This window comes from Streptomyces sp. NPDC101165 (genome assembly GCF_044768135.1).
GTDB lineage: Bacteria > Actinomycetota > Actinomycetes > Streptomycetales > Streptomycetaceae > Streptomyces.
On sequence record NZ_JBIWPG010000011.1, the window covers coordinates 313,963 to 340,877 of the forward strand.

Consider the following 26,915-nt stretch of genomic DNA (forward strand, 5'->3'; position numbering starts at 1 on the left):
CCAGGAAGAATCGGGGTGCGTGCCGCCATGGCGGTGCGGTGGTGAGACGCTGCACTTCGGTCGCGTACATATGTGGGTGGCGCGGCTCGTACGGGGAGGTGGCAGGCAAGTGGTGGATCAGCTGACGCAGCACGATCCGCGGCGGATCGGGCCGTTCGAGGTGCTGGGCCGGCTGGGGGCCGGCGGCATGGGGCTGGTCTATCTGGCACGCTCGGCGTCCGGCCGGCGCGTGGCGATCAAGACGGTCCGCACCGAGCTGGCCGAGGACCAGCTCTTCCGGGTCCGCTTCACCCGTGAGGTGGAGGCGGCCCGGGCGGTCTCCGGCTTCTACACGGCTGCCGTGGTCGACGCCGACCCGCGCGCCGCCGTGCCCTGGCTCGCCACGGCCTACGTCCCCGCGCCCTCCCTCGAGGAGATAGTGAACGACTGCGGGCCGCTCCCGGCCCAGGCGGTGCGCTGGCTGGCGGCGGGCGTGGCGGAGGCCCTGCAGTCCATCCACGGCGCCGGCCTGGTCCACCGCGACCTGAAGCCGTCCAACGTCCTGGTGGTCGAGGACGGCCCCCGGGTGATCGACTTCGGCATCGCCTCCGGCGTCTCGAACACCCGTTTGACGATGACGAACGTCGCCGTCGGCACCCCCGCCTACATGTCCCCCGAGCAGGCCAAGGACTCCCGCAGCGTCACCGGCGCCAGCGACGTCTTCTCGCTCGGCTCCATGCTCGTCTTCGCGGCCACCGGCCACCCGCCCTTCCACGGCGCCAACCCGGTCGAGACCGTCTTCATGCTGCTGCGCGAGGGCCCGGACCTCACCGGCCTGCCCGACGAGCTGCGCCCGCTCATCGAAGTCTGTATGCAGATGGAGGCAACCGGCCGCCCCTCCCCGGCCGACCTCCAGGCCCAGCTCGCCCCGCACCTGTTCGGCTCCGGCTCCGACGACAGCGGCACCGCCTCCGCCTGGCTGCCGGAGAAGGCCGTCGCCCTCATCGAGACCCGCCGCGGCGGCCGCCCCGCCGCCAAGCCCGCCCCCACCTCGCCCGGCCCTCGCAGCGCCGGCCGCGGGGCCGTACCCCCGCCGCCGTCCTACGACCCCGCCGTCCGGGCCCCCGCACCCGTCGGCGCGGCGGGCGCGCCCGACACCGGCCCGGTCCGGCTGGCCGGCGCCCAGGTGCCCATCGGCCCCGGCCCCCGGGTCGCCGACGCCCGCGCCGCCGCCGTCAAGGCGCCCCCGCCGGAGGCCGGCCTGGTCGCCAGCTGGTCCCGCCCCCGCCCCGGCGTCAACGGCGCCGACCCCGCCGTACCGCCCGCGCCCCCGGAGAACGCGTCCGGCTGGCGCCCCTGGCGGTTCCGCATGTCCAACGACGTCTGGGGCACCCCGTCCGTCGACGGCGACCTCGTCTACGTCACCTCCTTCGAGGTGCACGCCCTGGACGTGGCCACCGGCCGCCGCCGCTTCAAGACGCGGGACGTCGCCTGGTCGATGGCTGTGGCGGACGGCCGTATCCACGCCTCCGACGGCCCCACCCTGTTCGCCCTGGACGCCCGCGAGGGCGCCGACCTGTGGCGGCTGTCCACGGACGCCTGGGTGTACTCCCTGCACGCCGACCGGGGCACGGTCGTCACCGGCACCCGCGGCGGCGGCGTCCAGGCCTGGGAGGCCTCCGGCGGCCAGAAGCTGTGGGAGATCTCCGGCTGCCAGACCGACTTCGAGTCCCCCGAGGCCGGCCCCGCCGTCCACGACGGCACCGTCTACGTCTGGCAGGACGCCCGGCTGCGCGCCCTGGAGGCCCGCACCGGCGAGGAGCGCTGGTCGTACCCCATCGGCGACGCGGCCTCCTGCGGCGGCGTCCCGGTCCGCATCACCCCGGCCCCCGACGGCTACGTCTACGTCTCCGCCGGCACCCGCGTCCTCGCCATCGACGTGGCGAGCGGCATGGTGCGCTGGCACTTCGAGGCCCCCGCGGTCTTCCTCTGCCCGCCCGCCTTCGCCCCGGGCCCGGCCGTCACCGGCGGCGGCATCTACCTCGCCGACTACCTGGGCACGGTCTACGCCCTGGACGCCACCGACGGCCGCGACCGCTGGCGCATCGCCACCGAGGCCCGCTCCTCCGTCGAACCGGTCCTGGTCGCCGCCGGCCATGTCCACGTCGGCAGCGGCAAGGGCCTGTACACCCTGGACGCGGTCACCGGCACCCCCAAGTGGCGCTTCCAGGCCGGCGGCGACGTCGTGGGCGCCCCCTCCGTCGCCGAGGGCCGCATCCACTTCGGCTCCACCGACCATCTGCTGTACACGCTGAAGGCCGACGACGGCCGGCTCCGGTGGAAGCTCGCCACCGGCGGCGAGATCACCGGCTCGCCGGTGGTCAAGGACGGGGTGGTGTACGCGTGCAGCAAGGACCGCTGCGTGTACGCGCTCGACGCGGAGAAGGGAACGGGGACCGCGCGCACCACCTGAATCGCGCCGGGGTGACGGCCGTCGTACCGGCTGCACGGAAGGGCTCCGGACGGCGGCCGTCTCACGAGAGACGCTACCCCGGGTGCGGGAGCACTGCCACGCGGTGATCGCTGCGCCGTTAGGGTGACCCGCATGAAAACACGGGGGCGCACACTCAGGTTCACGGCCGTGCTCATGTTCGTCGTCCTCGCCCTGACGGGGTTCTCGTCGGGGCACAGCCGGAGCCGCGGCCATCACTACAAGAGCGGCCACAGCAGCAGCGGGGGCGGGTGCAGCAGCTCGCACCAGGATCACGACGACGAGGACGACACCTCGTACAACGGCTCGGACGACACCTCGGACGACACCTCGGACAGCGGCAGCAGCGGCTATCTGGAGGACGCCACGGTCAAGCTCGTGAGCTGCGCGACGAGGAAGAAGCCGTACGCGACGGTCGAGGTCACCAACCCGAACGACAGCAGCGCGACCTTCTCGGTGACGGTCTACTACAAGGACAGGCGCTCCAAGTTCATCGACTACGACGACCTGGACGTCACCGTCCCCGCCAACGGCAGGCAGACCGCCCGGATCCCGTTCAACAAGGCCTACTTCGCACGCCTCGACCACTGCGAGCCCCAGGCGAACGCCACCGTCGTGAGCTGACGGCTCACCGCGTCCGGAAACCTCCCTGGCGCCGCCCCTCGAACAGCTCCGCCTGCCGCTCGGCCGGCAGATTGCCGAGGGCGATGAGGTGCGGCGCCTGCGCGAACGCCTGCGCACGGCCCGCCTCCCGGGCCGCCCACAGGGCCCGTACCGTCCCCTGCACGCCCTCCGTCGGATACCCGGCGATGACGGCGGCACAGCGCACGGCCGCCTCCAACGCACCGCCGGGCTCGGTCAGTTCGGACACGAGCCCGATCTCGTGGGCCCGCTGTGCGGAGATCCGCTCGGCGGTCCCCATGAGCATCATCCGGGCCACCTCCCCGTACGGCATCCGCGCGGCCATCAGCACGGACTCGTAGGCGCTGACCATCCCGTACGTCGTGTGCGGATCGAAGAAGGCCGCCGTCGTGTCCGCGACGACGAACTCGCTCTCGCCCAGCAGATAGAAGGCCCCACCACAGGCCATGCCCCGTACCGCGGCCACCACCGGCTTCCACAGGTCGTTCGCCTTCGGCCCGATCCGCAGCAGTGGATCGTCCTGCATGTACGGCGACGAGGGCTGCGGCACGACGAAGCCCCGGTCGATGCCCGTACAGAAGGCGCGTTCCCCGGCCCCGGTCAGGACGACGGCGCGCACGGTGTCGTCGAACCGCAACTCCCGCCACAGCGCGCCGAGTTCCTCCACCACGCCCGCGTCGACGGCGTTGAGCCGCTCGGGCCGGTCCAGCGTGACGACGGCGACGCCGGTGTCCTTGTCCGCGGAGAACCGCAGGGTGTTCACGCCGGCACCCACTGCGGAAGCCCGTCGGAGAAGACGACCTGGACCCGGCCGCCGATCCGTATGCGCTGCGGATCGAGGGAGTCGAGCGGAGCCCCGGCACGGCTCACCAGATTCCCCACGAGCCGTATCCGCGGCGCTTCCTCCAGCTCCACGACGACCACGTTGTACGGCGCCTGCTCCGCGTACTCCGGCAGCAGCGGCGGATGCGGCAGGACGTACGACCACACGCGCCCACGCCCCGACACCGCCCGCCACTCGCTCGCGAAGGACTGACAGTGCGGGCAGCACGGCCGGGGCGGGAACCGGAACTCGCCGCACTCGCCACAGGCCTGGACACGCAGCTCGCCACGGGCGGCGTACTCCCAGAAGGGGGCGCCGTCGGTGTCGGTGACGGGGGTCAGCATGACTGCCTCAACTCCTCAGCAGAAGGGCGGAGGTGGGGACACCCTCGCCGGCGGTGACCAGACAGGTGGCGGCCCCGGGAACCTGCGCGGTACTGGTGCCACGCAGCTGCTTCACCCCTTCGTTGATGAGGTTGAAGCCGTGCACATAGGCCTCGGAGAGCCCGCCGCCCCCGGTGTTGAGGGGCAGCCGCCCCCCGATCTCCAGGGCACCCTGCTCGGTGAAGGCGCCGCCCTCACCCCGCCCGCAGAAGCCGTACCCCTCCAGCGAGAGCGGTATCAGGGCCGTGAACGCGTCGTAGATCTGTGCCACGTCCACGTCCTCGGGCGTGAAGTCGGCGTGCTTCCACAGATGCCGGGCGGCGGTCCAGGCCGGGCCGGTGAGCGGGTCGTCGTTCCAGTAGTTGACCATGCCGTGGTGCTGGGCGGGCAGCCCCTGGGCGGCGGAGTGGACGTAGACGGGCTTCTTGGCGCAGTCCCGGGCCCGCTCCCTGCTGACGACCACACAGGCCAGCGCGCCGTCCGTCTCCAGGCAGTTGTCGAAAAGACAGAGGGGCTCACTGATCCAGCGGGAGGTCATGTACATCTCGCGGGTGAGCGGCCGCTCGTACATCACCGCCGCCGGGTTCTGGTTGGCCCGGTTCCGGCAGGCGAGAGCGACGTTGAAGAGATGATCCCGGGTCGCGCCGAACTCGTGCATGTAACGGCGCGCGAGCATGGCGATCTCATCGGCGGGCCGGAGCAGCCCGAAGGGCCGGGTCCACTGGGCGGGTGTGGGCAGCTGCACGGCGGTGTTGGTCCAGGGCCGGGGCCCGCTGCCCCGCTTCCGCGACCGCCACGCCACCCCGACACTGGCCTGCCCGGAAGCGATGGCGGAAACCAGATGGGCCACGGTCGCACAGGCCCCCCCACCCCCGTACCCGACCTTGCTGAAGAAGGTGAGGTCCCCGAAGCCGACCGCCTTGGCCAGCTCCACCTCGTCCGTCTCCTCCATGGTGTAGGAGGCGAGGGCGTCGACCTCGCCGGGCGCGATCCCGGCGTCCTCCAGGGCGGCGAGCACGGCCCGGCAGGCGAGGGTCCTCTCGTCCTCCGGAAGGTGTTTGGCGAAGGCGGTCTGCCCGATCCCGACGATGGCGGTGGCATCTCTGAGCCCCGTTCCTGCCATGGTGCACCCACCCTTCCTCTGCTGACAGCCCGTCAGGTTACAGCTAATCTGACGGTCAGTCAGCTAGAGCGCAGGGGGCTGCTATGAGTGACTGGGGCACCATCCCGGGTCTGGTGCGATGGTCGGCCGAGCGGTACGCGGACACCGAGGCGGTGGTCGACGGCCGTACGAGGATCACGTACGCGCAACTCGGCGCCCGCGTGGAGCGCGCGGCGGCGGCCTGCCTGGCGAGCGGAGTGCAGGTCGGCGACCGGGTGGCGGTCTGGGCCCCCAACTCCCTCGACTGGATCGTCTCGGCCCTGGGCGCGGTGTCGGCGGGCGCGGTCCTGGTCCCGCTCAACACCCGCTTCAAGGGCACCGAGGCGGCGGACGTGCTGCGCCGCAGCGGGGCCCGCCTGCTCTTCGTGACAGGCACGTTCCTGGGCACGTCGTACGTGGCGTCGCTGAGGCGGGCGGCGGGGACGTCCGACGGCCCGGGTCATCCGCTGCCGGGATTGCCGGCACTCGAACAGGTGGTGGTCCTCGCGGACGACGCCCCCCAGGACTTCCGCACCTGGAAGGACTTCCTGGCGACGGGCGAGGGCGTGGCGGAGGCCGAAGTGCGCGCGCGTGGCCATGTGTTGGAAGGCGAATGCCTGTCGGACATCATCTTCACCTCCGGGACCACGGGCCGCCCCAAAGGCGCGATGATCACCCACGGACAGACGCTGACGGCGTACGAGATCTGGGCCGACCTGGCCGGCCTGCGCTCCACCGACCGCTACCTGATCATCAACCCCTTCTTCCACACCTTCGGCTACAAGGCCGGGGTGATCGCCTGCCTGATGCGCGGGGCGACGATGATCCCGCAGCCGGTGTTCAACGTGGACACGGCGCTGGCGAACATCGCCGCGGAACGGGTGTCGGTCCTCCCGGGCCCGCCCACCCTCCACCAGTCCCTCCTGGACCACCCGTCCCGGGACACCCACGACCTCTCGGCACTGAGGCTGGTGGTGACCGGAGCGGCGGTGGTGCCGCTGCGCCTGGTGGAACGCCTGAGAGGCGAACTGGGCGTGGGGACCGTCCTGACGGCGTACGGCCTCTCGGAGGCGAGCGGCATCGTCACGATGTGCCGCCGCGGCGACGACCCGTCGGTGATCGCGTCCACCTCGGGCCGCGCGATCCCCGGTACGGAAGTGAAGGTGGTCGACGCGGGAGGCGTACCGGTCCCGCCCGGCACACCCGGAGAGGTCGAGGTCCGGGGCTTCAACGTCATGCGGGGCTACTACGAGGACCCGGCGGCGACGGCGGAGACGATCTCCCCGGACGGCTGGCTGAGCACGGGCGACATCGGCGTCCTCGACCCCTCCGGCAACCTCCGCATCACGGACCGCCTCAAGGACATGTTCATAGTCGGCGGCTTCAACGCGTACCCGGCGGAGATAGAGCAACTCCTGGGCCTCCACCCGGACGTCGCCGACGTGGCGGTCATCGGCGTACCCGACCCCCGCCTGGGCGAGGTCGGCAAGGCCTACGTCGTCCGCCACCCGGGCTCAGTACTCACCGGCGACGACCTGATCGCCTGGTCCCGCCGCGAGATGGCCAACTACAAGGTGCCGAGGGCGGTGGAGTTCGTGGGTGAGCTGCCGCGGAATGCGAGCGGGAAGGTGGTGAAGGGGGAGTTGCGGCAAGGGGAGTTGCGGAAGGGCGCTGCGAAGTGACCGTGGGGCCGCCCGCTTCTCGGCGATCGTCGTGCTTCCACGAGCCCTCGCTCCAGCACGGGTGAGAAGCGAGCGGGCGGCCGGGGATGCAGTGGGCGACTGGCGGCATGGGCCCTTGGGCGGGTTGCGCTCGTGCCGTTGGCGGAGGGGGCGCGGCCGCGCCTCGCCGGCACGCCGGGCCGGTTCGGCGGCGTGGTCGGCCCAGGCACCGTGCCGAAGCCGGGTCCAGCCCTCTGCTCGCAGTGCACGCGTGAGACTGCGACGGGGCCAGCCGGCCTCAACGGCATGTGAGGTGAGCAGGACACCCCTGTCCGCCAGCGCCCTCAAGTCCCTTCGCTCCACCCGGGCAAGATCGCAGAATCCATGACCAGCCGCTCGCCCTGTGGATAACCGGCCGGCCTGCGATCAGGCTGCTGGGACACCTCGGCCGCGGCGGCTCCCCCTCCGCGCCGCCGCGGCCGTTCCCCGTCCGGTGAAAGGTCTGATCAGGCCTTCTCGTCGGTGGCGTGGGTGTTGTCCGGAGTCGCCACGCCGGTGTCCTCGCCCGCCGCCAGAGTGATCGGCTTCAGCGGCTCGCTGGTGGCGTGCGTGTTCAGCGTGGTCACCTCGGGGGCCGAGGTCTCCGGCTGGGTCGTCTTCTTGGCGTCGCTCATGACTGCTCCCCTGATGCTCTGTGCGATGGGTCGAAAGGCCCGCCCGGCTGCTCCCCCGAGCGCGGCCGAGCGGGCACTTATGGGCCGGTACACCTTAAGGTGCGCCCATTTGACGTCCCGTCTGCCCCCCGACGCGACGGAACGACACCACTGAGAGTGCCGTGCGGCGATAAACGAACGATGAACGTGCAGGACCCTGCTCTCAGACCACTGCGCGTGCCGCGAGCAGAGCCCTCACCTCATCGGCCTCCGGTGCACCCAGCCCCTCGAAGATGCCCAGAGCTTCCTGCAGACAGACCTGCGCACGACCGCTCTGCCCGATGCCGCTCAGCGCCCGGCCGAGGGCCGTGAGCACGTTTCCGCGCCGCCACTCGCCGCCGATTCCGCGGAGGAGGGTCAGCGCCGACTCCGCGTTGGTGGCGGCCTGGGCGAGACGCCGGGCGGCGAGGTCGACCTCCGCGAGACGGAAGAGGGTCATGCCCTCCCACAGCCGCTGCCGGATGTCGCGGAACACGGCACGAGCCTCCTCCAGGCGCTCGGTGGCCAGATCGAGCTGACCGCTCTGTGTGAGCGCGAGCCCCAGCGCGTAGCGGCCGTTGGCGCCCTTGAAGGCGTGGCCCATGGCGTCGTACATGTCCGTACCCTGCTGGGCCAGGGACACCGCACTCACGGTACGGCCCGTCGCCAGGTGTATCCGCGAGAGGTTGCACAGGGCGCTGGCCTCACCGGGCCGGTCTCCAGCGGAACGGAAGCTCTCGATCGCCCGTGTCAGATGGCTCTCGCCGACGTCGTACCGGCTCTGGTACAGCGCGATGACCCCGAGCATGTTGGACGCCCAGCACTGGGGAAGGGGATCGCCCGCCACCTCTGCCAGCCGCACGGCCTCGGCGGCCTCCTGGTCCGCCAGTTCGAAGCGGCCGGACATGTGGTGGCCGTTGGCCAGAGTGACCAGGGCGCGGGCCTCCGCGCGCTCGTCACGGCAGCTCTGTGCGGCGGCACGGACCGCGGTTCCGGTTGCCTCGTACTCCTTGGAGTTGGCTCCCGATTCGGCGAGGTCGATGGCCGCCCACAACAGGTCCACGGCCCGCCTCAGTTGATCGGCGCGGGTCGACTGACGTACGCACGCGAGCAGGCAGATCGCCTCGGAATAAAGCCAGTCCTGGGCCCGGTGCCGCTCCTCGAACACCAACCCCGGATACTCGGTCGGCTCCAAGTGGTCCACCAGCCGGTCGCCCGGGCGCTCGATCGCGTAGACCCCTGCCGCCGTGGCCAGGTAGAAGTCCAGCAGGCGGGACATCGCAGCCTCCCGCTCGCTGGGCGGCTGCTCGTCCCTCTCCGCGCAGGCGCGTGCGTAGAGCCGGACCAGGTCGTGGAAGCGGTAGCGTCCTGGCGCCGCCGACTCCAGCAGGGACGTGTCCACCAGGGATTCGAGGAGGTCCTCGGTGTCCTCCACGGGGAGGTCGAGGATCGCGGCTGCGGCAGCGAGGGACATGTCGGGGCCGTCGGCCAGGCCCAGCAGGCGGAACGCGCGGGCCTGGGCCGGCTCCAGTTGGCCGTAGCCCAGCTCGAAGGTGGCCTTGACCGCGAGGTCCCCGGCCTGCAGCTCGTCGAGTCGGCGGCGTTCGTCCGCGAGCTTGGCCGCCAGGACCGAGACCGTCCAGGTGCGGCGGGCCGCCAGGCGGGAGGCCGCGATGCGGATCGCGAGGGGGAGGAAGCCGCAGGCGGCCACCACGTCCAGCGCGGCCTCGCGTTCGGCTGCCACGCGCTCCTCGCCGACGATCTTCGTGAAGAGGGCCAGTGCCTCGTCGGGGGACATGACGTCGAGGTCCACCAGGTGGGCGCCCGCCAGGTCCAGCATCCGTACCCGGGAGGTCACGAGTGCCGCGCAGCCCTCGGTGCCGGGCAACAGTGGCCGTACCTGGGCCGCGTCCTTGGCGTTGTCCAGCAGGACCAGGACCCGGCGGCCGTCCAGGACCGAGCGGTACAGGGCCGCGCGCTCCTCCAGGGAGTCGGGGATCGCCGAGTCCGCCGTGCCCAGCGCGCGCAGGAAGGAGCCGAGGACCGTCTCCGGCTCCGCCGGGCGGGGGCCCGCGCCCTGCAGGTCCACGTACAGCTGTCCGTCGGGGAAGGCAGGTCGCGCCCTGTGGGCGACATGCACGGCCAGCGTGGTCTTCCCCACGCCTCCGATCCCGGCGAGCGCCGAGACCGCCATCACGCTGCCCTCCGTCTCGGACGCCGACGCCAGTACCTCGCTCAGCTCGGACACGAAGGCCGAGCGGCCGGTGAAGTCCGGTACGGAGGCGGGGAGCTGGGCCGGGCGGACCGGGACCACGGCGGGTTCGGCGGCGGGGGTGGAGGGTTCCGCGAGGGCCGGGTCCGCCTGGAGGATGCGCTGTTGCAGCTCCCGCAGGCCGGGCCGCGGGTCCACGCCCAGCTCCTCCGCGAGGAGGCGCCGCGTGTCCGCGTAGACCGCGAGGGCCTCCGCCTGGCGGCCGCTGCGGTAGAGGGCCAGCATCAGCAGTTCGCGCAGGCGCTCACGGAGCGGGTGGGCCGCCGTCAGGGCCGTCAGTTCCGAGACCGCCTCCGCGTGGCAGCCCTGCTCCAGGTCCATGTCCAGGCGGGACTCCAGGAGCTGGAGGCGCCACTCCTCCAGGCGGACCCGCTGGGCGTCGGCGTAGGGGCCGGGTACGCCGGCCAGCGGCTCGCCGTCCCACAGGGCCAGGGCCCGGTTCAGCGCCTCGCGCGCACGACTCAGATCCCCGGCACTGCGCGCCTTCTCCGCCTCCGTCGTGAGGTCCTGCGCCACCGCCAGGTCCAGGGCGCCCTCGCCGAGGCCCCGTACCGCGTAGCCGCCGGACTCGCTCGCCAGGACCCCGGGGTCCAGGATCTTGCGCAGCCGGGACGCGTACGTCCGCAGCGCCGCCAGCGCCTGCGACGGCGGCTCGGCGCCCCAGAGCGCGTCGATCAGCTCCGCCGCGGTCGCCGTACGGCCCTCGCGCAGCAGCAGGGCGGCCAGCAGGGCGCGCTGCTGCGGGGAGCCGGTGTTCAGCGTCTCCTCGCCGAGCCAGGCCCGCACCGGACCGAGCACGCTGAAGCGCAACGCCACCGGCTCCGCGATGGCCGCGGAGCCGGGACGTCGCTGCTCAGGCACTCGCGGCCGACCGTCCATGCGTTCGCCCCCCTAGGCATCACGAACAACCCCGTCAGTTTGCCTTGTTCTTGGCGGTTCCGTCAGCCGGGGGAGACGCCGATCGCAGACCGGTACACCTCAGTACACAAGGTCCTCACAGGGTCTTCGCACACAGTAGGCCGGACTCACTAGCTGACGGACCGTCAGATCGGCGCTACCGTGAGCGCCATGGACACCCAGGACGCTCAGCACATCCCGAGTGACTTTCCGCGGATCATCTCCGTCGACGACCACACCGTGGAGCCTCCGCACGTCTGGCAGGACCGGCTCCCGAAGAAGTACCTGGACACCGGGCCACGGACGGTCCGGGCGCCCCTGAAGGAAATGACCTTCCTGGGCGGGCGGTTCAAGCCCGTCATGGGTGAGCCGGGCGACGACGGCCCCGTCGGCGACTGGTGGGTCTACGAGGACCTGCACCGGCCCCTGACCCGGCTGGACACCGCCGTCGGGTACGACCGGGACGAGATCAAGCTCGAAGTGATCACCTACGAGCAGATGCGACCCGGGTCGTACGACGTCACGCAGCGCCTCGCCGACATGGACGTCAACCACGTCCAGTCCGCCCTGTGCTTCCCGACCTTCCCGCGCTTCTGCGGCCAGACCTTCACCGAGGCCCGGGACCGCGAGCTCGCCCTGCTCTGCGTCCGCGCCTACAACGACTGGATGGTGGAGGAGTGGTGCGGGCCCGAGGCGCACGGGCGGCTGATCCCGCTCACGCTCGTCCCCCTCTGGGACGCCCGCCTCGCCGCCGAGGAGGTCCGGCGCAACGCCGCCCGCGGCGTCCGGGCCGTCGCCTTCTCCGAGATACCCCCCTACCTGGGCCTGCCGTCGATCCACGGCGACGACTGGGACCCGTTCCTCGCGGCCTGCGACGAGACCGGCACGGTCGTCTCGATGCACATCGGCTCCAGCAGCCGGATGCCCTCCACCTCCGAGGACGCGCCGCCCGCCGTCGGCTCCACCATCACCTTCGCCAACTGCTGTTTCTCGATGGTGGACTGGCTGATGAGCGGCAAGTTCGAGCGCTTCCCGAACCTGAAGGTGATGTACGCGGAGGGCCAGATCGGCTGGATCCCGTACATCCTGGAGCGCGCCGACGTGGTGTGGGAGGAGAACCGCGGCTGGGGCGGCGTCGCCGACAAGGTCCACCTGCCCCCGTCCGAGTCCTTCGCCGACCACGTCTACGGCTGCTTCTTCGACGACGCCTTCGGGCTGCGCAACCTCGACTCCATAGGTGTCGGCAACGTCCTGTACGAGACCGACTACCCCCACTCCGACTCGACCTGGCCCAAGTCCCGCGAGGTCGGCGAGGCCCAGATGGGGCATCTGCCGGCGGACGTGGTCGAGCGGATCGTCCGGGGGAACGCCATCGAGTTGCTGGGGTTGACGGCGGAGGGGCTGTGGGAGGGGTCCGCGTGAGTCTCGCCTACGGCATCCAGTTGCCCGTCCAGTCCCAGAGCACCCTCTACACGGAGGGCTGGGAGGCCGCCGGCGGGCCCGCCGACCTGGTCGAGATCGCGCGGGCCGTGGACCGGGCCGGGTTCGACTACCTCGCCTGCTGCGACCACGTGGCCATCCCGCGCCGGCTGGCCCCGGCGATGAGCACGGTCTGGTACGACCCGGTCGCCACCCTCGCCCATCTGGCCGTCGTGACCGAGCGCGTCCGGCTGCTCAGCCATGTGGCCGTCGTGGGCCTGCGACACCCTCTGCTCAGCGCCAAGCAGTACGCGACCCTCGACCATCTCTCCGGCGGGCGGCTGATCCTCGGTGTGGGCGCCGGGCACGTGCGCGAGGAGTTCGAGGTCCTCCAGGTGGACTTCGAGCGGCGCGGAGCCGTGCTGGACGAGGCGATCGACGCGTTGCGGACGGCCCTCGGGCCCGAGGAGTTCCCCGAACACCACGGCAAGCTGTACGACTTCGCCGACCTGGGCCAGCGGCCCCGGCCCGCGCAGGAGCGCGTCCCGATCTGGATCGGGGGCTCCTCGACCGCGGCCGTCCGCCGGGCGGCGCTGAAGGGTGACGGCTGGCTGCCGCAGGGGGATCCCCGCGACCGGCTGCCCGCGCAGATCGAGCGGCTGCGGCGGCTGCGCGAGGAGCACGGAGTCGAGGCGCCCTGCACCATCGGCGCGATCACCGAGCCGCTGTACATCGGCCGGGCCGACTGGCACGTCGGGCGGCGCACCCTCGTCGGGGCGCCGGAGGAGATCGCCGAGTCGCTGCGGGCGTACCGCGCGCTGGGCGTGCACCAGATCCAGGTGCGGTTCCGCAGCCGGAGCCGCAGCGAACTCATCGACCAGATCGGCGTGTTCGGGGCGGAGGTCGCGCCCCGGCTGGACTGAGGAGCGGACATGGGCAAGCTGGACGGGCGGGTCGTCATCATCACCGGGGCGGCGCGCGGACAGGGCGAACAGGAGGCGCGGCTCTTCCGGGCGGAGGGCGCGCGGGTGGTCGTCGCCGATGTGCTGGACGACCAGGGAGAGGCCCTGGCCAAGGAGATAGGGGCCCTCTACGTCCATCTCGACGTGGGCACGGAGGAGGGCTGGCGGGAGGCCGTCGGCGCCGTCAAGCAGGCGTACGGGCGCATCGACGGGCTGGTCAACAACGCGGGCATCCTGCGCTTCAACGCGCTGGTGGACACCCCGCTGGACGAGTTCATGCAGGTCGTGCAGGTCAACCAGGTCGGCTGCTTCCTGGGCATGAAGACGGTCGCGCCGGAGATGGCGGACGGCGGGACCATCGTCAACACCGCGTCCTACACCGCGCTCACCGGGATGGCGGCCGTGGGGACGTACGCGACCACCAAGCACGCGGTGCTCGGGCTGACCCGGGTGGCCGCGCTGGAGCTGGCGGGCCGGCGGATCCGGGTCAACGCCATCTGTCCGGGTGCCATCGACACCGCGATGTCGAACCCGGCCCGGCTGGACCCGGACGCGGACCCGGAGGAGATGAGCCGGGCCCTGGACGAGCTGTACCGCAAGCTCGTGCCGCTCGGCCGGGTCGGCCGGCCGGAGGAGGTGGCCCGGCTGGCCCTCTTCCTCACCTCGGACGACTCGTCCTACATCACCGGGCAGCCGTTCGTGATCGACGGGGGCTGGCTGGCCGGGGTCAGCGTGATCTGACGGCCCGTCACCTATTGACGAATCTGACGCAACGTCAGAAAGTTCGTAGCACTCGTAAGAACCTGAACCGGGGAAGGTGAACCGCCGTGGAATTCGGGCTCTTTGTACAGGGATATGTGGGCAAGCGCGCCGAGACCGACCCGCTGGCCGAGCACAAGGCACTGATGGAGGAGACCGAGTACGTCATCCAGGCGGACAAGTCCGGCTTCAAGTACGCCTGGGCCTCAGAGCACCACTTCCTGGAGGAGTACTCGCACCTCTCCGCCAACGACGTCTTCCTCGGCTACCTCGCCCACGCGACCGAGCGCATCCATCTGGGCTCCGGCATCTTCAACCCGCTCGCCCAGGTCAACCATCCGGTGAAGGTGGCCGAGAAGGTCGCCATGCTGGACCACCTCAGCGAGGGCCGCTTCGAGTTCGGCAGCGGGCGGGGCGCGGGCAGCCACGAGATCCTCGGCTTCCTGCCCGGCATCACCGACATGAACTACACGAAGGAGATCTGGGAGGAGACCATCGCCGAGTTCCCGAAGATGTGGCTCCAGGACGAGTACGTGGGCTTCCAGGGCAAGCACTGGCAGCTGCCCCCGCGGAAGGTGCTCCCGAAGCCGTACGGGAAGTCGCATCCGGCGATGTGGTACGCGGCCGGGTCGCCGCCCTCGTACGCCATGGCCGCGAGGAAGGGGCTCGGCGTGCTGGGCTTCAGCATCCAGAAGGTCTCCGACATGGAGTGGGTGCTGGAGCAGTACAAGACGGCGGTCGTGAACGCGGAGCCCGTCGGGGACTTCGTCAACGACAACGTGATGGTGACGACCACGGCGATCTGTGCGCCCACGCACGCCGAGGCGATCGAGATCGCGGTGAACGGCGGGCTGCACTATCTGCCCTCGCTGGTGTTCCGGTACCACGACACGTTCCCGCGGCCCGAGGGCTTCCCGGTGTGGCCGGAGACGCTGCCCCAGTACACACCGGAGTTCGTGGAGCTGCTCATCGAGGAGGAGCTGCTGATCTGCGGGGATCCCGACGAGGTGCTGCGGCAGTGCAAGCGGTGGGAGCAGGCGGGGGCGGATCAGCTGAGCTTCGGGTTGCCGGTGGGAGTACCGAAGGAGGAGACGCTGCAGACGATCCGGCTCATCGGTGAGCATGTGATTCCGAAGATCGACACGGATCCGGTGCATCGGACGTCGCGGTTCCGTCAGGCCGTGTAAAGGGGGGCTCCCGGCATGTTGGACCACCTGATCAGGGCAGTGACCGTTGTCGACGGCACGGGTGCCCCCGCCTTCACCGCGGATGTCGGTATACGCGGCGGTCGCATAGCCGTCGTCGGCAAGGTCACCGAAGACGCCCGCACCACCGAGGACGCGCACGGTCTCGTCCTCGCCCCCGGCTTCGTGGACCCCCACACCCACTACGACGCCCAGCTCTTCTGGGATCCGTACGCCACGCCCTCGCTCAACCACGGAGTGACGACCGTGGCCGCGGGGAACTGCGGGTTCACGCTCGCGCCGTTGCATCCCGACCGGCCCGAGGACGCCGACTACACCCGGCGGATGATGTCCAAGGTGGAGGGGATGTCCCTGGTGGCGCTGGAGGACGGGGCGCCGTGGAGCTGGAGCGGCTTCGGGGAGTATCTGGACGCCCTGGAGGGGCGGATCGCGGTCAACGCCGGGTTCATGGTGGGGCATTGCGCGCTCCGGCGGTATGTGATGGGGCCCGACGCGGTCGGCGGGCAGCCGAGCGAGGAGCAGCTGGAGCAGATGCTGCGGCTGTTCCACGAGGCCATGGACGCCGGGGCCTGGGGGCTGTCCACCACCCAGTCCAGTACGCACTCCGACGGTGACGGGCAGCCCGTGGCCTCCCGGCACGCGCGGCCGGCGGAGCTGCTGGCGCTGGCCCGGGCCGTCGGGGAGCACGAGGGCACGCAGATCGAGGCGATCGTCGCCGGCTGTCTGGACCAGTTCAGCGATGAAGAGATCGATCTGTTCGTCGAGATGAGCGCGGTGGCGGGACGGCCCCTGAACTGGAACGTCCTGACCATCGACGCCGCCGTTCCGGAGCGGGTGCCCCGCCAGCTCAGCGCCAGTGAGCGGGCACGGAAGGCCGGTGGGCGGGTCGTGGCGCTCACCATGCCGATCCTGACCCCGATGAACATGTCCCTGGGTACGTTCTGCGCCCTGAACCTCATCCCGGGGTGGGGGCCGGTCCTCGGTCTGCCGGTGTCGGAGCGGATCGCCAGGCTGCGGGACCCCGAGGTCAGGAAGGAGATGCTGCGGCGGGCCGAGTCGAAGGAGGCGGGTGTCTTCCGGCGGCTGGCGAACTTCGGGCGGTATGTCATCGGGGACACGTACAGCGAGGCCAACCGCGGGCTGACCGGGCGGGTGGTGCGGGACATCGCCGCCGAGCGCGGGCAGGACCCCTTCTCCTGCCTGGTGGAGGTCTGCGCCAACGACGAGCTCCGTACGGTCCTGTGGCCGATGCCCACCGACAACGACCCCGCCTCCTGGGCCCTGCGCGCCGAGACCTGGCAGCACGAGGACGTGCTGCTCGGCGGCTCGGACGCGGGTGCGCACCTGGACCGGATGTGCGGGGCGCCGTACACCACCCGGTTCCTCGGTGACTGTCTGCGGGGCCGGAAGCTGGTCGGTCTGGAGCAGGCGGTGAAGATGCTGACCGACGACCCGGCGCGGCTCTTCGGGCTGCGGGAGCGGGGCCGGGTGCGGGAGGGCTGGCATGCGGACCTGGTGCTGTTCGACCCGGAGCGGATCGACGCCGGGCAGGCCACCCTGGTGCGCGATCTGCCGGGTGACAGCCCGCGGCTGGACTCCCGGGCGCTCGGGATACGGGCCGTGTGGGTCAACGGGGTCGAGGCGATCCGGGACGACGTGGTGAGCGGCGCCGTACCGGGCCGGGTGCTGCGGTCCGGGCGGGACACCGGGACGGTGAGCACCAGGTGAGCGAGGGGCAGCGGCTGTTCGTCGGCGGACAGTGGGTGGAGCCGGACGCCGGGTACTACCCGGTGATCGATCCGGCCACCGAGGAGACCGTCGGGCAGGCGCCGGAGGCGTCGGTGGAGCAGGTGCGGGCGGCCTGTGCCGCGGCCCGGGAGGCGTTCGGGGCCTGGTCGCGGACCGGCCCGGCGGAGCGGGCCGCGGTGCTCGGACGGGCCGCGGAGATCATCCGCGGCCGGCTCGGCCCGTACGCCGAGCTGGCGCGGGCCGAGACCGGGGCGACGACCGGGACGGCCCGGGCGATGCAGGTCGGGGTGGCCGCCGCCCGCTTCCGCCGGTACGCCACCGTGGAGCCGGCCGAGTGGGCGATCGCCCCGCAGATCAACGAGGCCGGGCCGATGGGGAGGGCGGGGGTGATGGGTGCGCTGGCGGTACGGCAGCCCGTCGGCGTGGTCACCTGCATCACCTCGTACAACAACCCGTGGGCCAACCCGGCAGGCAAGGTCGCCCCGGCCCTGGCCATGGGCAACACGGTGGTCGTGAAGCCGGCCCCGCAGGACCCGCTGTCCGTCTACCGGATGGCCGAGGCGCTTGCGGAGGCGGGCGCACCGGCGGGTGTGGTGAACGTGGTCTCCGGGCGGGCCACGGACGTGGGTGCGGCCGCGGTCGCGTCGTCCGACGTCGACATGGTGAGCTTCACCGGCTCCACGGCCGTCGGGCAGCGCATCGCGGAGGTGTGCGGGCGGGACATGAAACGCCAGCTGATGGAGCTGGGCGGGAAGGGGGCGGCCCTCGTCCTCGACGATGCCGACCTGACGTCGGCGGTGGCCGGGATCGGGACGACGTTCTCCTTCTACAGCGGGCAGATCTGTACGGCGCCGACCCGGGTGCTGGCCCAGCGGGGCGTGTACGAGCGGCTGGTGGAGCAACTCGCCGCCTACGCACGCCGGTTGAAGATCGGTGACCCGAGGGAGGTCGACACGGTCGTGGGGCCGCTGATCTCCGCCGAGCACCGGGCGCGGGTGGAGTCGTACGTCGAACTGGGCCGCAAGGAGGGCGCAACGGTGGTCGTCGGCGGTGAACGCCCCTCGCTGGAGCGGGGTTTCTATGTCGCCCCGGCTCTGCTGGCCGACTGCGCGAACGACATGCGGGTGGCGCGGGAGGAGATCTTCGGGCCGGTCGTGTCGGTCGTCCCCTTCGACGACGAGGACGAGGGCGTGGCCCTCGCCAACGACTCCGACTACGGCCTGATCGACTACGTCTGGTCGGGCGACGTGGCCCGCGCCTTCCGCGTGGCCCGGCAGCTGCGGGCCGGCGGCGTCGGCATCAACACCGTTGGCCGCAACATGGAGGCGCCCTTCGGCGGCTTCAGGAAGAGCGGGGTCGGCCGGGACGTGGGCTCCTACGCCCTGCACGCCTACAGCGAGGTGCAGGCGATCGTGTGGCCGGGGTGAGCACGCTCAGTCCGTGAGATCCACCCGCACCGTCAGCAGGTCGGTGCCGAACGCCCGTACGGCAGCGCTGTTGAAGCGGGGCAGGGCGCGCAGGCGGGCCACGGCGTCGTCCTCCGGCAGGAGGTGGGCGGTGCCGTGGTGCCAGCGGCCGCGGATACGGACGCGGACCTTCGGGTCGGCCTGGATGTTGCGCACGTACTGCGACTTGAACCCGAACTCCGAGACGATCCAGAAGGAGTCGCCGACCCGGCGTCCGCCCACCGGCGTGGGCCGGGGCAGGCCGGAGGCGCGGCCGGTGGTCTCCAGAATCGTCTGGGTCGGGATGCGCCGGTTGAGCGGGTTGGCCACGTGGCGCTGGAAGCGGGTGACGATCCGGTGCTTGAGGTCGGCGGCCTTGCGTGACATCTCTCCTGCTCTCCTGCTTCTCCTCCGGGAACGGTATCCGGACGCATGCCTCGCGCGGGTGCTGGGGCAGTGGTGTGGAGGGTGTGTGGTGCGTGGACAGGCTTGTGAATGGCCCGTGTTAGCCTCCCTCGCGATCGCGATCGATGGCAACGGGGGGCAGTGATGGGCGCGTCTTCGGACGGCTACCAGGTCAAGGCCGGCATGACCGGCCAGGCCGGCGAACTGGACGGCGCGAGCACCGACACCGGGAAGATCGCCAAGGCGATCGACCCCATGGCCTGCTACGCGCAGGACACGCTGGGGGGTTCCGATTCCGGGCCGGCGTTCGACGCGTACGCCGCGGCCTGGGAGGCGGAGGCCAAGACGCTCACGGACGCGCTGCACGAACTCGCGGACAAGATCCGTGCGTCCAAGGGCGCCTACGGCGGCAGCGACCGCCTCGTCTCGACACAGGCCGCCCATGTCCGTGTCGGCGACGGCCCCGTCAGCACGATGCCCGCGTACGCCGAGCGTCCCTCGGCTCTCTCGAAGTACTGAGGACCGCCCGATGACGGAATCCACCACCGACCGCCGCAAGCGGCTGGCCGGGCTGAGCGACGACATCGCCTCGGCCGGCAGCAAGAACGACCTGATCGACGCGATCGACTCCGCGCTCGCCGTGTCCGCCCCGGTGGGCGACCCGGCCACGCTGGAGACACTGGGCAAGCAGTACCGGGGCCAGGCCGACAACGCCCTCGGCGTCTCCGAGCGGGTCGACAAGGTGGCCCGCAAGGGCCTGCCGGACGTGTGGGTCGGCGACACCAGCGTCCTCGCCTCCGACGCGATCTCCGCCGCCTCGCGGGCCGCCGTGCAGATGTCCGAGGCGCTCCGGGGCGGCGGCAACGCCCTGCTGAACCTGGCCGACTGGCTCAAGGTCGCGCAGAAGGACGACGGTGACGGCCGCGCCAAGCTGCGCGAGGCGCGCGGCATGCTGGGCGGCAAGGACGGCTTCTTCGACGACTGGTACGAGGACGACGACGAGGAGTCGACGCGGCTGAAGGCCCGCTCCGTGGCCTCCTCCGGCGTCCAGTTGCTCCACCAGGCCGCCGTCACCGCCGACGACGCCGCGCGCCATGCCGCCCGCGATCTGAACAAGTGGGCCGCCGAGGCCCGCGCCGGCAAGATGAAGACCGACGAGCTGTCCGCGGTCGACCGGCTGATGCTGGCCGACACCAGCAACGTGGGTGGCGATCGCGAGCTGAACGAGATCCTCACGGCGAACGACCTCGAACGGTCCGGGCGCGCCATGGAGAAGCTCTCACCGGCCGACCGCGCACGGATGGAGAAGCTCCTGGCCGACGCCTCGACGCCGCAGGAGAAGGCGTACCTGATGAAGGCCCTCGCCGCGGGCAACTCCGTCGACGAGATCGCCACGTTCGGGGGCAAGATCCACGGCAAGGACGAGGTGTGGCTGCGGGAGCACCTGGCGCCGGTGTCGACGAACGTCGATTCGTCGGCCACGGGCCAGGAGAACCAGGACTTCAAGGGCAAGCTGTGGGACCAGGACGGCGAGACCTGCGTGCCCTCCTCCACCGTCACCGCGCGTGCCATCGTGGACCCCGTGTACGCCCTGTCGCTGACCGGTGGCCCCGACGGCACGGACGACGACCCGGACCACTTCCGCAAGCGCCTGACCGACGAACAGCTCCGCCTGCACGAGGAGGGCGACGGCGACAACGCGGGCTGGTGGTGGGACGAGCATCCGGACGGCATGGACAAGGACGGGCAGGTGGAGATCTCCAACAAGGAGCTGAGCCCGCACACCGGCGACCACTACGAGGCCCAGGGCATGGGCGGCGAGGACGACCGGCGCAACGTGCTGCCCGACATCGAGAAGTCCGTCGCCGAGGGCAAGCCCGTGCCCATCAACATCGAGCGGTACGACGAGCACGGCGACCGGCACGGCCACAGCATGATGATCATCGGCCAGGAGGGGGGCAGGCTCCAGATCTACAACCCGTGGGGCGTCACCACCTGGGTCAGTGAAGAGGACTTCATCAGCGGTGACCTCAGCGCGGCCGCGGACGACCGCTACTCGGCCGCGCACAAGGGCAATGTCGACACCGTCTACATCCAGCAGAACTGAGCAACCGTGAACATGCGCACCATACTGACCCCGCTGGCCGCCGCCGCGGCCGGAGTCCTCCTCCTGGCCGGCTGCGGTTCTTCGGGGGGAGCCGATGAGTACGGCACCGAGAAGCGTGCCATCACGGTGGACGCGGGGGACGAGTTCACCCTGAAGGTGCCGGCGAATCCCGCGCTCGGGCAGAACTGGTACCTGGCCGAGCCCCGGCCTGACGCGAACGTGGTGAAGTACCGGGGCAAGCGGGAAGAGGAGGAGGGCAGCGACAACACCGGTGGCGGGGACGGCACCCAGTTCTTCGACTTCACGGCAGGCAAGCCCGGCAAGGCCACCGTGAAACTCCTGCACTGCCCCATGGGCAGCTGTCACAGCGGCACCCAGTCGGCGGCTCCGATCCCGAGCGCGACCGCCTCCGGCAAGGCATCGACGAGCCCGTACCCGACCGCGACGAGCACACCGGACGACAGACCGGCGTTCTTCGTCTACACGATCACGGTCCGCTGACCCACCCCACCCGAGAACCGGAAGCGTTCCTCATGCCCTCCGCACCCCGCACCGACGACGAGGTCCTCGCCACCACCGACGTGCCCGTCCTGCTCCGCTACGGCCTCACCCAGGACGCCTTCCGCACCGCCCTGTTCGGTGACGGCGCCGTCGCGGCCGCCGTCACCCTCGACCGGCTCGGCGTGGTGCCGCGCTCGGTCTCGTACGTCGCGAAGATCGTCCGTGCAGGCGGGCTGCGCTACGCCGCCGAGCTGCCCGAGCCGCTGCCCTCCCAGGAGGCGTCCGAGCTGCTGCGCGACTGGCTGGAGACCGCCGCGCAGCTGGCCGACACCCCGGAGGGCGAGGCCCACACCGCCCGCTGGCTGGACACGGTCGCCGAGATCCTGGGCCTGCGCCGGGACGCCCGCGCCCGGAGCAAGGACACCCCCGGCGCTCCCGGTACCCCCTAGGTCCGGTCGGCCAGCCAGTTGCCGTGGAAGCCGAACGGCACCCGGGCCGGCAGGTGGACCGTCGCGACCGGGGGCGCGGCGAGGTCGCCGGCATCCAGGACGACCAGGTCGCTGCGGTCGGTGGTGGCGTCGTGGACGTACGTCATGAGCCAGCCGGGGCCGCCGGGCCTGTCGTCGGCCGGGGCGAACGCCGCCTCGCCGGGAGTGCGGCCGGGGCCGAAGTCGTGCGTGGTGACGGAGCCGGTCGTCAGGTCGTAGCGGACCAGTGAGGTGCCGCAGGTCACGTGCCCGTGGGGGGAGTCGAGGCCGGTGAGGCGGTCGTCGACGCGCGGGAACTCGCCCGGACGGTCGTCGACCTGCTCCTCGCGCACCGTCCCGCGGACCGGGTCGATGGTCCACTTCCACAGCACCGCCCGCTGCGACGCGGTGCTGCCGTCGGCGGTGCGGCGGTACATCTCCGGGTAGCGCATGACGTGCAGGACGATGGTGCTGTCCGGCGCGTCGTGGGCGTTGAGCGAGTGGAAGACGTAGCAGGGGTCCACGGCGAACCAGCGGACCTCGCCGTACGGGTCGTCGCGGCGCAGGACGCCGAGCCGGGCGCCGTACCCGTCGTCCCACCTGTAGGGCATCGTCCCGCCGGTCAGGGCGAGTTCGAGGTCGAAGACGACGGGCAGATCCATGAAGACGACGTGCTCGGCGGTGAGCGCGAAGTCGTGCAGCATCGTCGGGCCCGGCACCTCGACGGTCCTGCTGATCACCAACTCGCCCGTGGCGTCGGCCCGGTGGTAGGTGAGGTGGGTGGACTCCACCATGCCGTAGCCGAAGAAGTGCAGTTCGCCGGTGACCGGGCAGGTCTTCGGGTGGGCCGTCATCGCGGTCCCCAGCCGGCCGCCGAAGTCGTAGGGGCCCTTGGTGTCGAGGTCGCAGGTCAGCTCGTACGGCAGGGCCGACTCGACCAGGGCGAGGGTGCGGCCGGCGTGCCGGACCACATGGGTGTTGGCCGGGCCGGAGGTGAGGTCCCGGCGGCCCTGGTCGTCGTACATCCGCGCCCCGTCGGTGAACCGGGTCGTGCGCACCCACCGGTTGCGGTAGGAGACGGCCCGCCCGCCGTCGAGGCGGACGCCGTGCACCATGCCGTCGCCGAAGAACCAGTGCCCGGAGGCGGCGTCGGCCGGGTTCGGGCCGTTGCGCAGGTACCAGCCGGCCAGCTCGGGCGGGAGGGTGCCGGTCACCGGCAGGTCGTGCGCGGTGAGTTCCTCGGTGACTGGGGCGTAGTTGCCGCTGAGGTGCTTCGGGTTCACCGGGCCACCTGCCCGGCCTTGGCCTGGACGTGGCCGATGTAGCGGACGGTGAAGACCATGGGGACGGCGAACCCGGCGATCTGGATCACCGTGGCGGCGGTGGAGTGGGCGTGACCGGCGTGGGCCACCAGGGCGAGGGCGGCGGCGGTGGCCACGAAGGCGGCGGTCCAGACGGCGGTGATGACGACGTTGGTGCGGATGAACGGCTTCAGACCCCAGACCTCGGGCGGGGTGGTGCGCTTGGCGATGCCCAGGGTGAACGGCCGCCCGATGGCCAGCGAGACACCGGCGATGAGGGCGAGGGTGCCGGAGGAGAGCGACGCGGAGTAGTCGTGCACGCCCGAGTGCGGGTCGGCGAAGGCGATGGCCGCGAGGACGGCGAAGAAGATCGCAGAGCCGGATTCGATGATGAGTGCGTCAAATCCGGTGCCGGACTGCTTCTCCTTGGCGATGATCGCGACGGCGACCAGCAGTGCGGCCAGTGCGCCCCACTGCCAGTCCCCGGAGGGAAAGACGGCGAAGACGATCCACGGCAGGAACGTGCGCAGGTACGACATTGGTTTCCCCGTTTTTTCGATGTGGTCTTGGTCTGGTGCGGTCTTGCTTCCTGGTCTGACATGTCAAAAGTAGAAGGTCGGCACGTGACATGTCAAGAGTGGAAGGTAAGCTGGGGGTCATGAGCCTCAAACACGCACTGCTCGGCCTGCTCTCGGAGCGCCCCGCCAGCGGGTACGACCTGCTGAAGCGGTTCGAGACGTCGCTGGCCAACGTCTGGCCGGCCACGCAGAGCCAGATCTACACCGAGCTGACCAAGCTGGCGGGCTCCGGACTGATCACGGTGGCCGCCGAGGGGCCGCGCGGCCGCAAGGAGTACACCCTGGCCGACGAGGGCCTGGCCGAACTGCGCCACTGGCTGACCGAGACCAGGCCCCAGCGCAACACCCGCAGCGATCTGCTCCTGCGCGTCTTCTTCCTGGGCGTGCTGAGCCCCGAGCAGGCCCGCACCTATCTGACCGAGCTGGTCGAGATGTCCGCGCGCGAGCACGAGCAGCTGAGGCAGCTCGACGAGGCCATCGACTGGGACGACGACAACCTCTCGGTCTACGGCCGCATCGCCCTGGAGTACGGCCTGCGCTTCAACGCGATGCGCCGGGAGTGGGCCGAGTGGGCCGCCGCTCAGATCAAGTAGCTCCGAGAAAGACGGGGTTGGTGAAGGCGGCCATCGCCCCCGGCAGCGGACCGAGGGCCGTCTCGTGGCGCAACTCAGCCCGGACGTAGGCCGCGTGGGCCGGTGTCGTACGCCACTCGACCACGCCCTCCCCGGACACCGGCAGCGGCTCACTGGTGAACAGCGTGCCCTGGTCGGTGACGAGGCGGACGGAGCAGCGCGGGGCGCCGGAGACCTCCAGGCGGACGGTCACCGGAGTGTCGTCCGGCACGTCCAGCCGCTCGCCGATGCCCGCCTCCCGGCCGTCACCCACAGCGGTGAAGGCGAGCGCCAGATGCTGCGACTCGGCCACGTACGAACGGCCCGCGCGCAGGCCCTGCTGGATCGCCGCACGCGTCAGGTCCTCGGCGAGGACGACCGTCTGAGGCATGCCGACCGCGTCCGGATCACGGTGGGCGTCACTGTTGCCCATGGCCGGCAGCCACTCCCGCCCCTCCCGTACGCATGCGACGAGCCGGGCGTCCCAGGCGGCCAGGGTCACCTCGTCGTCGGGCGTGTACGGCCCGTTCCACACCTCGACCGCGTCCGCCTCCGCGAACCCGAACCTCCAGCCGCACCCGACGCACGTGGCATGCGGATGGGCCGGCACGACCAGCCCGCCCGCCTCCCGGACACGCCGCGCGAAGTGCCCGAAGTGCCCGTCCCGGGCGCGGTACCGCCAGTCCACGAAGGTGCCCGGCTCGGTCCCGAGGGCCAGCACGTGCCCGTTCCGCGTGGTGACCTCCTCGCCCAGCATGACCAGCAGGTCGTCGCCCGCCACATCGGCCCAATGGGCATGGGAGGAGGTCGTGTTGTGCTCGGAGCTGTTGATGAAGTCCAGCCCGGCAGCCCGCGCCAGCGCCCCGATCTCGGCCGGGGTGCGGCGCCCGTCGGAGTGCCAGGAGTGGAGGTGACAGTCACCGCGGTACCAGGCCCGCCCCCGGCCCCGGGCACGGGACGGCGGGTGGACCGGCCGGGGCGTCTCACCGGGCTCCCCTTCCGTGAGGGTGACCGCCACCTCGTACGACAGCCCCTGCGGCGCCACCGTGTACGGCCCGAGCACGACGTACCAGGTCCCGGGGTGCAGTGCCCCGGGGAGATACCCGGGCGTCGCGTCGTCCGCCCGCACGAAGAACTCCGTACGAGCCCCGCCCGACCACCCCCGAAACCCCCGCCCGCCCAGCTCGGTACCACGCACGTCGAAGAGCCCGATGTCGAGCGCGTTGCCGGGGGTGCCAGGTGGGACGGCGGGCTTGTCGTAGGTGTAGGAGACGCGCAACTCCCGCATCCCAGGGGGCACTTCGAAGGGAAGGTAGACGTAATCCGGCGAACCGGGAGCGATAGTGCCGCGCAACGTCGTCACACGCCCAACGTAATCCCACCCAAGGGGCGAGGGCAGTATCAATTTGCGACTCCGCCGCGTGGGCGCGACCAGCCACATGGCACCCGCACCCGCCGACGAAGACCAGCCGGCCCCCACAACAGGCGCCCAAAGTCCCGACCAGTTGGTATGGACATATGGGACAGCACCCGGTACAGATGCCCCATGCGCATCGCCGTGACAATCTTCCTCACCGACGAGACAGTCACCCCCACCCGTCTCGCCCAAGAACTCGAGCAGCGCGGCTTCTCCGGCCTGTACCTCCCCGAGCACACCCACATCCCCGTAGAGCGGACCACCCCCTACCCCGCCGGCGGCGACCTCCCCCGCGAGTACGGTCGCACCCTGGACCCCTTCGTCGCCCTGGGCCAAGCCGCGGCCGTCACCGAGCGGCTGGCGCTGGGCACGGGGATCACCCTGGTCGCCCAGCACGACCCGATCGGCCTGGCCAAGCAGATCGCCACCCTCGACCACCTCTCCGGCGGCCGCTTCACCCTCGGCCTCGGCTTCGGCTGGAACGTCGAGGAGGCCGCCGACCACGGTGTCGAGTGGCGCGGCCGCCGCGAACTGGTCCGGGACCGGATGGGCCTGATGCGGGCGCTGTGGTCCGAGGAACCGGTGGGGTACGAGGGCGAGTTCGGCAGCGTGCGGCCGAGCTTCGCGTTCCCCAAGCCGGCGCAGAAGCCGCGCGGGCCGGTCGTCGGCCCCCGCACGCTCGTCGGTGGGGCGGCGGGGCCCAAGCTGTTCGCGCACATCGCCGAGTACGCCGACGGCTGGATGCCGATCGGCGGCCGCGGGCTCAGCGAGTCGCTGCCCGTGCTGCAGTCCGTCTGGGCGGACGCCGGCCGAGACCCGGCCGCCCTCCAGGTGGTCCCGTACGCCGTCCACCCCACCCCGGGCAAGCTCGCCCACTACGCGGAGCTGGGCATCGAGGAAACCGTCGTCCAACTGCCCCCGGCGGGTGAGGCGGAGGTGCTGCGGGTGCTCGACGAGTACGCGAGCTTCCTGGAGCCGCGATGAGACCTCACTGGCGTGATCAGCCCG

24 protein-coding genes are annotated in these 26,915 nt (G+C 71.5%); 15 read left to right on the top strand and 9 right to left on the bottom strand.

The features are described from left to right. Positions 1 to 109 precede the first annotated feature (109 nt). Complete coding sequence (locus ACIRVH_RS25245; RefSeq protein WP_403956952.1) at positions 110 to 2,452, top strand: PQQ-binding-like beta-propeller repeat protein; 2,343 nt, start codon at positions 110 to 112, stop codon at positions 2,450 to 2,452. A 132-nt stretch (positions 2,453 to 2,584) separates the two neighbouring features. Then, positions 2,585 to 3,094, top strand: a complete 510-nt coding sequence (locus ACIRVH_RS25250) for a hypothetical protein (RefSeq protein ID WP_403956955.1) — start codon at positions 2,585 to 2,587, stop codon at positions 3,092 to 3,094. 4 nt (positions 3,095 to 3,098) lie between these two features. On the opposite strand, the gene ACIRVH_RS25255 is transcribed toward ACIRVH_RS25250, so the two are convergent. From ACIRVH_RS25255 to ACIRVH_RS25265, 3 genes are read right to left on the bottom strand one after another with little or no spacing between them, the layout of a single operon-like run. Beyond that, complete coding sequence (locus tag ACIRVH_RS25255; protein ID WP_403956958.1) at positions 3,099 to 3,875, bottom strand: enoyl-CoA hydratase/isomerase family protein; 777 nt, start codon at positions 3,873 to 3,875, stop codon at positions 3,099 to 3,101. Beyond that, on the bottom strand, positions 3,872 to 4,279 hold the full coding sequence (locus tag ACIRVH_RS25260; protein WP_403956961.1) for a Zn-ribbon domain-containing OB-fold protein: 408 nt from the start codon (positions 4,277 to 4,279) through the stop codon (positions 3,872 to 3,874). Before ACIRVH_RS25260 ends, ACIRVH_RS25255 begins: the two co-directional genes overlap by 4 nt. 7 nt (positions 4,280 to 4,286) lie before the next feature. Beyond that, positions 4,287 to 5,441 carry a lipid-transfer protein gene (locus ACIRVH_RS25265; RefSeq protein WP_403956964.1) on the bottom strand — a complete coding sequence of 385 codons (1,155 nt, stop codon included), beginning with the start codon at positions 5,439 to 5,441 and terminating at the stop codon, positions 4,287 to 4,289. A gap of 83 nt (positions 5,442 to 5,524) precedes the next feature. Between ACIRVH_RS25265 and ACIRVH_RS25270 the strand changes: the two genes are divergently transcribed. Beyond that, entirely contained in the window at positions 5,525 to 7,141 is a 1,617-nt protein-coding gene (locus ACIRVH_RS25270) for a FadD3 family acyl-CoA ligase (RefSeq protein ID WP_403956967.1), read from the top strand. 485 nt (positions 7,142 to 7,626) lie between these two features. Here ACIRVH_RS25270 and ACIRVH_RS25275 read toward each other — a convergent pair whose 3' ends face one another. Continuing rightward, a complete protein-coding gene (locus ACIRVH_RS25275; protein ID WP_403956969.1) occupies positions 7,627 to 7,794 on the bottom strand; it encodes a hypothetical protein in 168 nt (55 codons plus the stop codon). 202 nt (positions 7,795 to 7,996) lie between these two features. Then, complete coding sequence (locus ACIRVH_RS25280; RefSeq protein ID WP_403956972.1) at positions 7,997 to 10,963, bottom strand: BTAD domain-containing putative transcriptional regulator; 2,967 nt, start codon at positions 10,961 to 10,963, stop codon at positions 7,997 to 7,999. A 189-nt stretch (positions 10,964 to 11,152) separates the two neighbouring features. On the opposite strand from ACIRVH_RS25280, the gene ACIRVH_RS25285 reads away from it, so the two are divergent. The 6 genes from ACIRVH_RS25285 to ACIRVH_RS25310 all read left to right on the top strand — a co-directional run bounded on the left by ACIRVH_RS25285 (position 11,153) and on the right by ACIRVH_RS25310 (position 18,502). Continuing rightward, on the top strand, positions 11,153 to 12,403 hold the full coding sequence (locus ACIRVH_RS25285; RefSeq protein WP_403956975.1) for an amidohydrolase family protein: 1,251 nt from the start codon (positions 11,153 to 11,155) through the stop codon (positions 12,401 to 12,403). Then, complete coding sequence (locus ACIRVH_RS25290) at positions 12,400 to 13,323, top strand: LLM class F420-dependent oxidoreductase (RefSeq protein WP_403956978.1); 924 nt, start codon at positions 12,400 to 12,402, stop codon at positions 13,321 to 13,323. The genes ACIRVH_RS25285 and ACIRVH_RS25290 overlap by 4 nt, the downstream gene beginning before the upstream one ends. A 9-nt stretch (positions 13,324 to 13,332) precedes the next feature. Further along, positions 13,333 to 14,103 (top strand): SDR family NAD(P)-dependent oxidoreductase, encoded by a 771-nt coding sequence (locus tag ACIRVH_RS25295; RefSeq protein ID WP_403956981.1) that lies wholly within the window; start codon positions 13,333 to 13,335, stop codon positions 14,101 to 14,103. A gap of 86 nt (positions 14,104 to 14,189) precedes the next feature. Further along, positions 14,190 to 15,308, top strand: a complete 1,119-nt coding sequence (locus ACIRVH_RS25300) for an LLM class flavin-dependent oxidoreductase (protein WP_403956984.1) — start codon at positions 14,190 to 14,192, stop codon at positions 15,306 to 15,308. 15 nt (positions 15,309 to 15,323) lie between these two features. Continuing rightward, complete coding sequence (locus tag ACIRVH_RS25305) at positions 15,324 to 17,054, top strand: amidohydrolase family protein (protein ID WP_403956987.1); 1,731 nt, start codon at positions 15,324 to 15,326, stop codon at positions 17,052 to 17,054. Next, positions 17,051 to 18,502 carry an aldehyde dehydrogenase family protein gene (locus ACIRVH_RS25310; protein ID WP_403956989.1) on the top strand — a complete coding sequence of 484 codons (1,452 nt, stop codon included), beginning with the start codon at positions 17,051 to 17,053 and terminating at the stop codon, positions 18,500 to 18,502. Before ACIRVH_RS25305 ends, ACIRVH_RS25310 begins: the two co-directional genes overlap by 4 nt. A gap of 6 nt (positions 18,503 to 18,508) precedes the next feature. Here the strand turns inward: ACIRVH_RS25310 and ACIRVH_RS25315 are convergent, their stop codons facing one another. Continuing rightward, positions 18,509 to 18,907, bottom strand: a complete 399-nt coding sequence (locus ACIRVH_RS25315) for a nitroreductase/quinone reductase family protein (protein WP_403956992.1) — start codon at positions 18,905 to 18,907, stop codon at positions 18,509 to 18,511. A 162-nt stretch (positions 18,908 to 19,069) separates the two neighbouring features. On the opposite strand from ACIRVH_RS25315, the gene ACIRVH_RS25320 reads away from it, so the two are divergent. From ACIRVH_RS25320 to ACIRVH_RS25335, 4 genes are read left to right on the top strand one after another with little or no spacing between them, the layout of a single operon-like run. Further along, a complete protein-coding gene (locus ACIRVH_RS25320) occupies positions 19,070 to 19,444 on the top strand; it encodes a hypothetical protein (RefSeq protein WP_403956995.1) in 375 nt (124 codons plus the stop codon). A gap of 10 nt (positions 19,445 to 19,454) precedes the next feature. Next, complete coding sequence (locus ACIRVH_RS25325; RefSeq protein WP_403956998.1) at positions 19,455 to 21,032, top strand: peptidoglycan-binding protein; 1,578 nt, start codon at positions 19,455 to 19,457, stop codon at positions 21,030 to 21,032. A 12-nt stretch (positions 21,033 to 21,044) separates the two neighbouring features. Beyond that, positions 21,045 to 21,533, top strand: coding sequence for a protease inhibitor I42 family protein (locus ACIRVH_RS25330; RefSeq protein WP_403957001.1), 489 nt, complete (start codon positions 21,045 to 21,047; stop codon positions 21,531 to 21,533). 32 nt (positions 21,534 to 21,565) lie between these two features. Next, positions 21,566 to 21,982: a hypothetical protein gene (locus ACIRVH_RS25335; RefSeq protein ID WP_403957003.1), complete on the top strand. Its 417-nt coding sequence runs from the start codon at positions 21,566 to 21,568 to the stop codon at positions 21,980 to 21,982. Here the strand turns inward: ACIRVH_RS25335 and ACIRVH_RS25340 are convergent. Next, positions 21,979 to 23,283, bottom strand: coding sequence for a carotenoid oxygenase family protein (locus ACIRVH_RS25340; protein WP_403957005.1), 1,305 nt, complete (start codon positions 23,281 to 23,283; stop codon positions 21,979 to 21,981). The genes ACIRVH_RS25335 and ACIRVH_RS25340 overlap by 4 nt on opposite strands. Then, positions 23,280 to 23,840, bottom strand: a complete 561-nt coding sequence (locus ACIRVH_RS25345; protein ID WP_403957008.1) for a hypothetical protein — start codon at positions 23,838 to 23,840, stop codon at positions 23,280 to 23,282. Before ACIRVH_RS25345 ends, ACIRVH_RS25340 begins: the two co-directional genes overlap by 4 nt. Positions 23,841 to 23,959: 119 nt before the next feature. Here ACIRVH_RS25345 and ACIRVH_RS25350 point away from each other — a divergent pair, with 119 nt between their 5' ends. Further along, entirely contained in the window at positions 23,960 to 24,472 is a 513-nt protein-coding gene (locus tag ACIRVH_RS25350) for a PadR family transcriptional regulator (RefSeq protein WP_403957011.1), read from the top strand. On the opposite strand, the gene ACIRVH_RS25355 is transcribed toward ACIRVH_RS25350, so the two are convergent. Continuing rightward, the gene (locus ACIRVH_RS25355; RefSeq protein WP_403957014.1) at positions 24,465 to 25,853 is read right to left on the bottom strand and encodes a CehA/McbA family metallohydrolase; all 1,389 of its coding nucleotides are present in this window, start codon (positions 25,851 to 25,853) and stop codon (positions 24,465 to 24,467) included. The two genes, ACIRVH_RS25350 and ACIRVH_RS25355, sit on opposite strands and share 8 nt — an antisense overlap. Before the next feature lie 183 nt (positions 25,854 to 26,036). On the opposite strand from ACIRVH_RS25355, the gene ACIRVH_RS25360 reads away from it, so the two are divergent. Continuing rightward, a complete protein-coding gene (locus ACIRVH_RS25360; RefSeq protein WP_403957017.1) occupies positions 26,037 to 26,891 on the top strand; it encodes an LLM class F420-dependent oxidoreductase in 855 nt (284 codons plus the stop codon). The last annotated feature ends 24 nt before the right edge of the window (positions 26,892 to 26,915 follow it).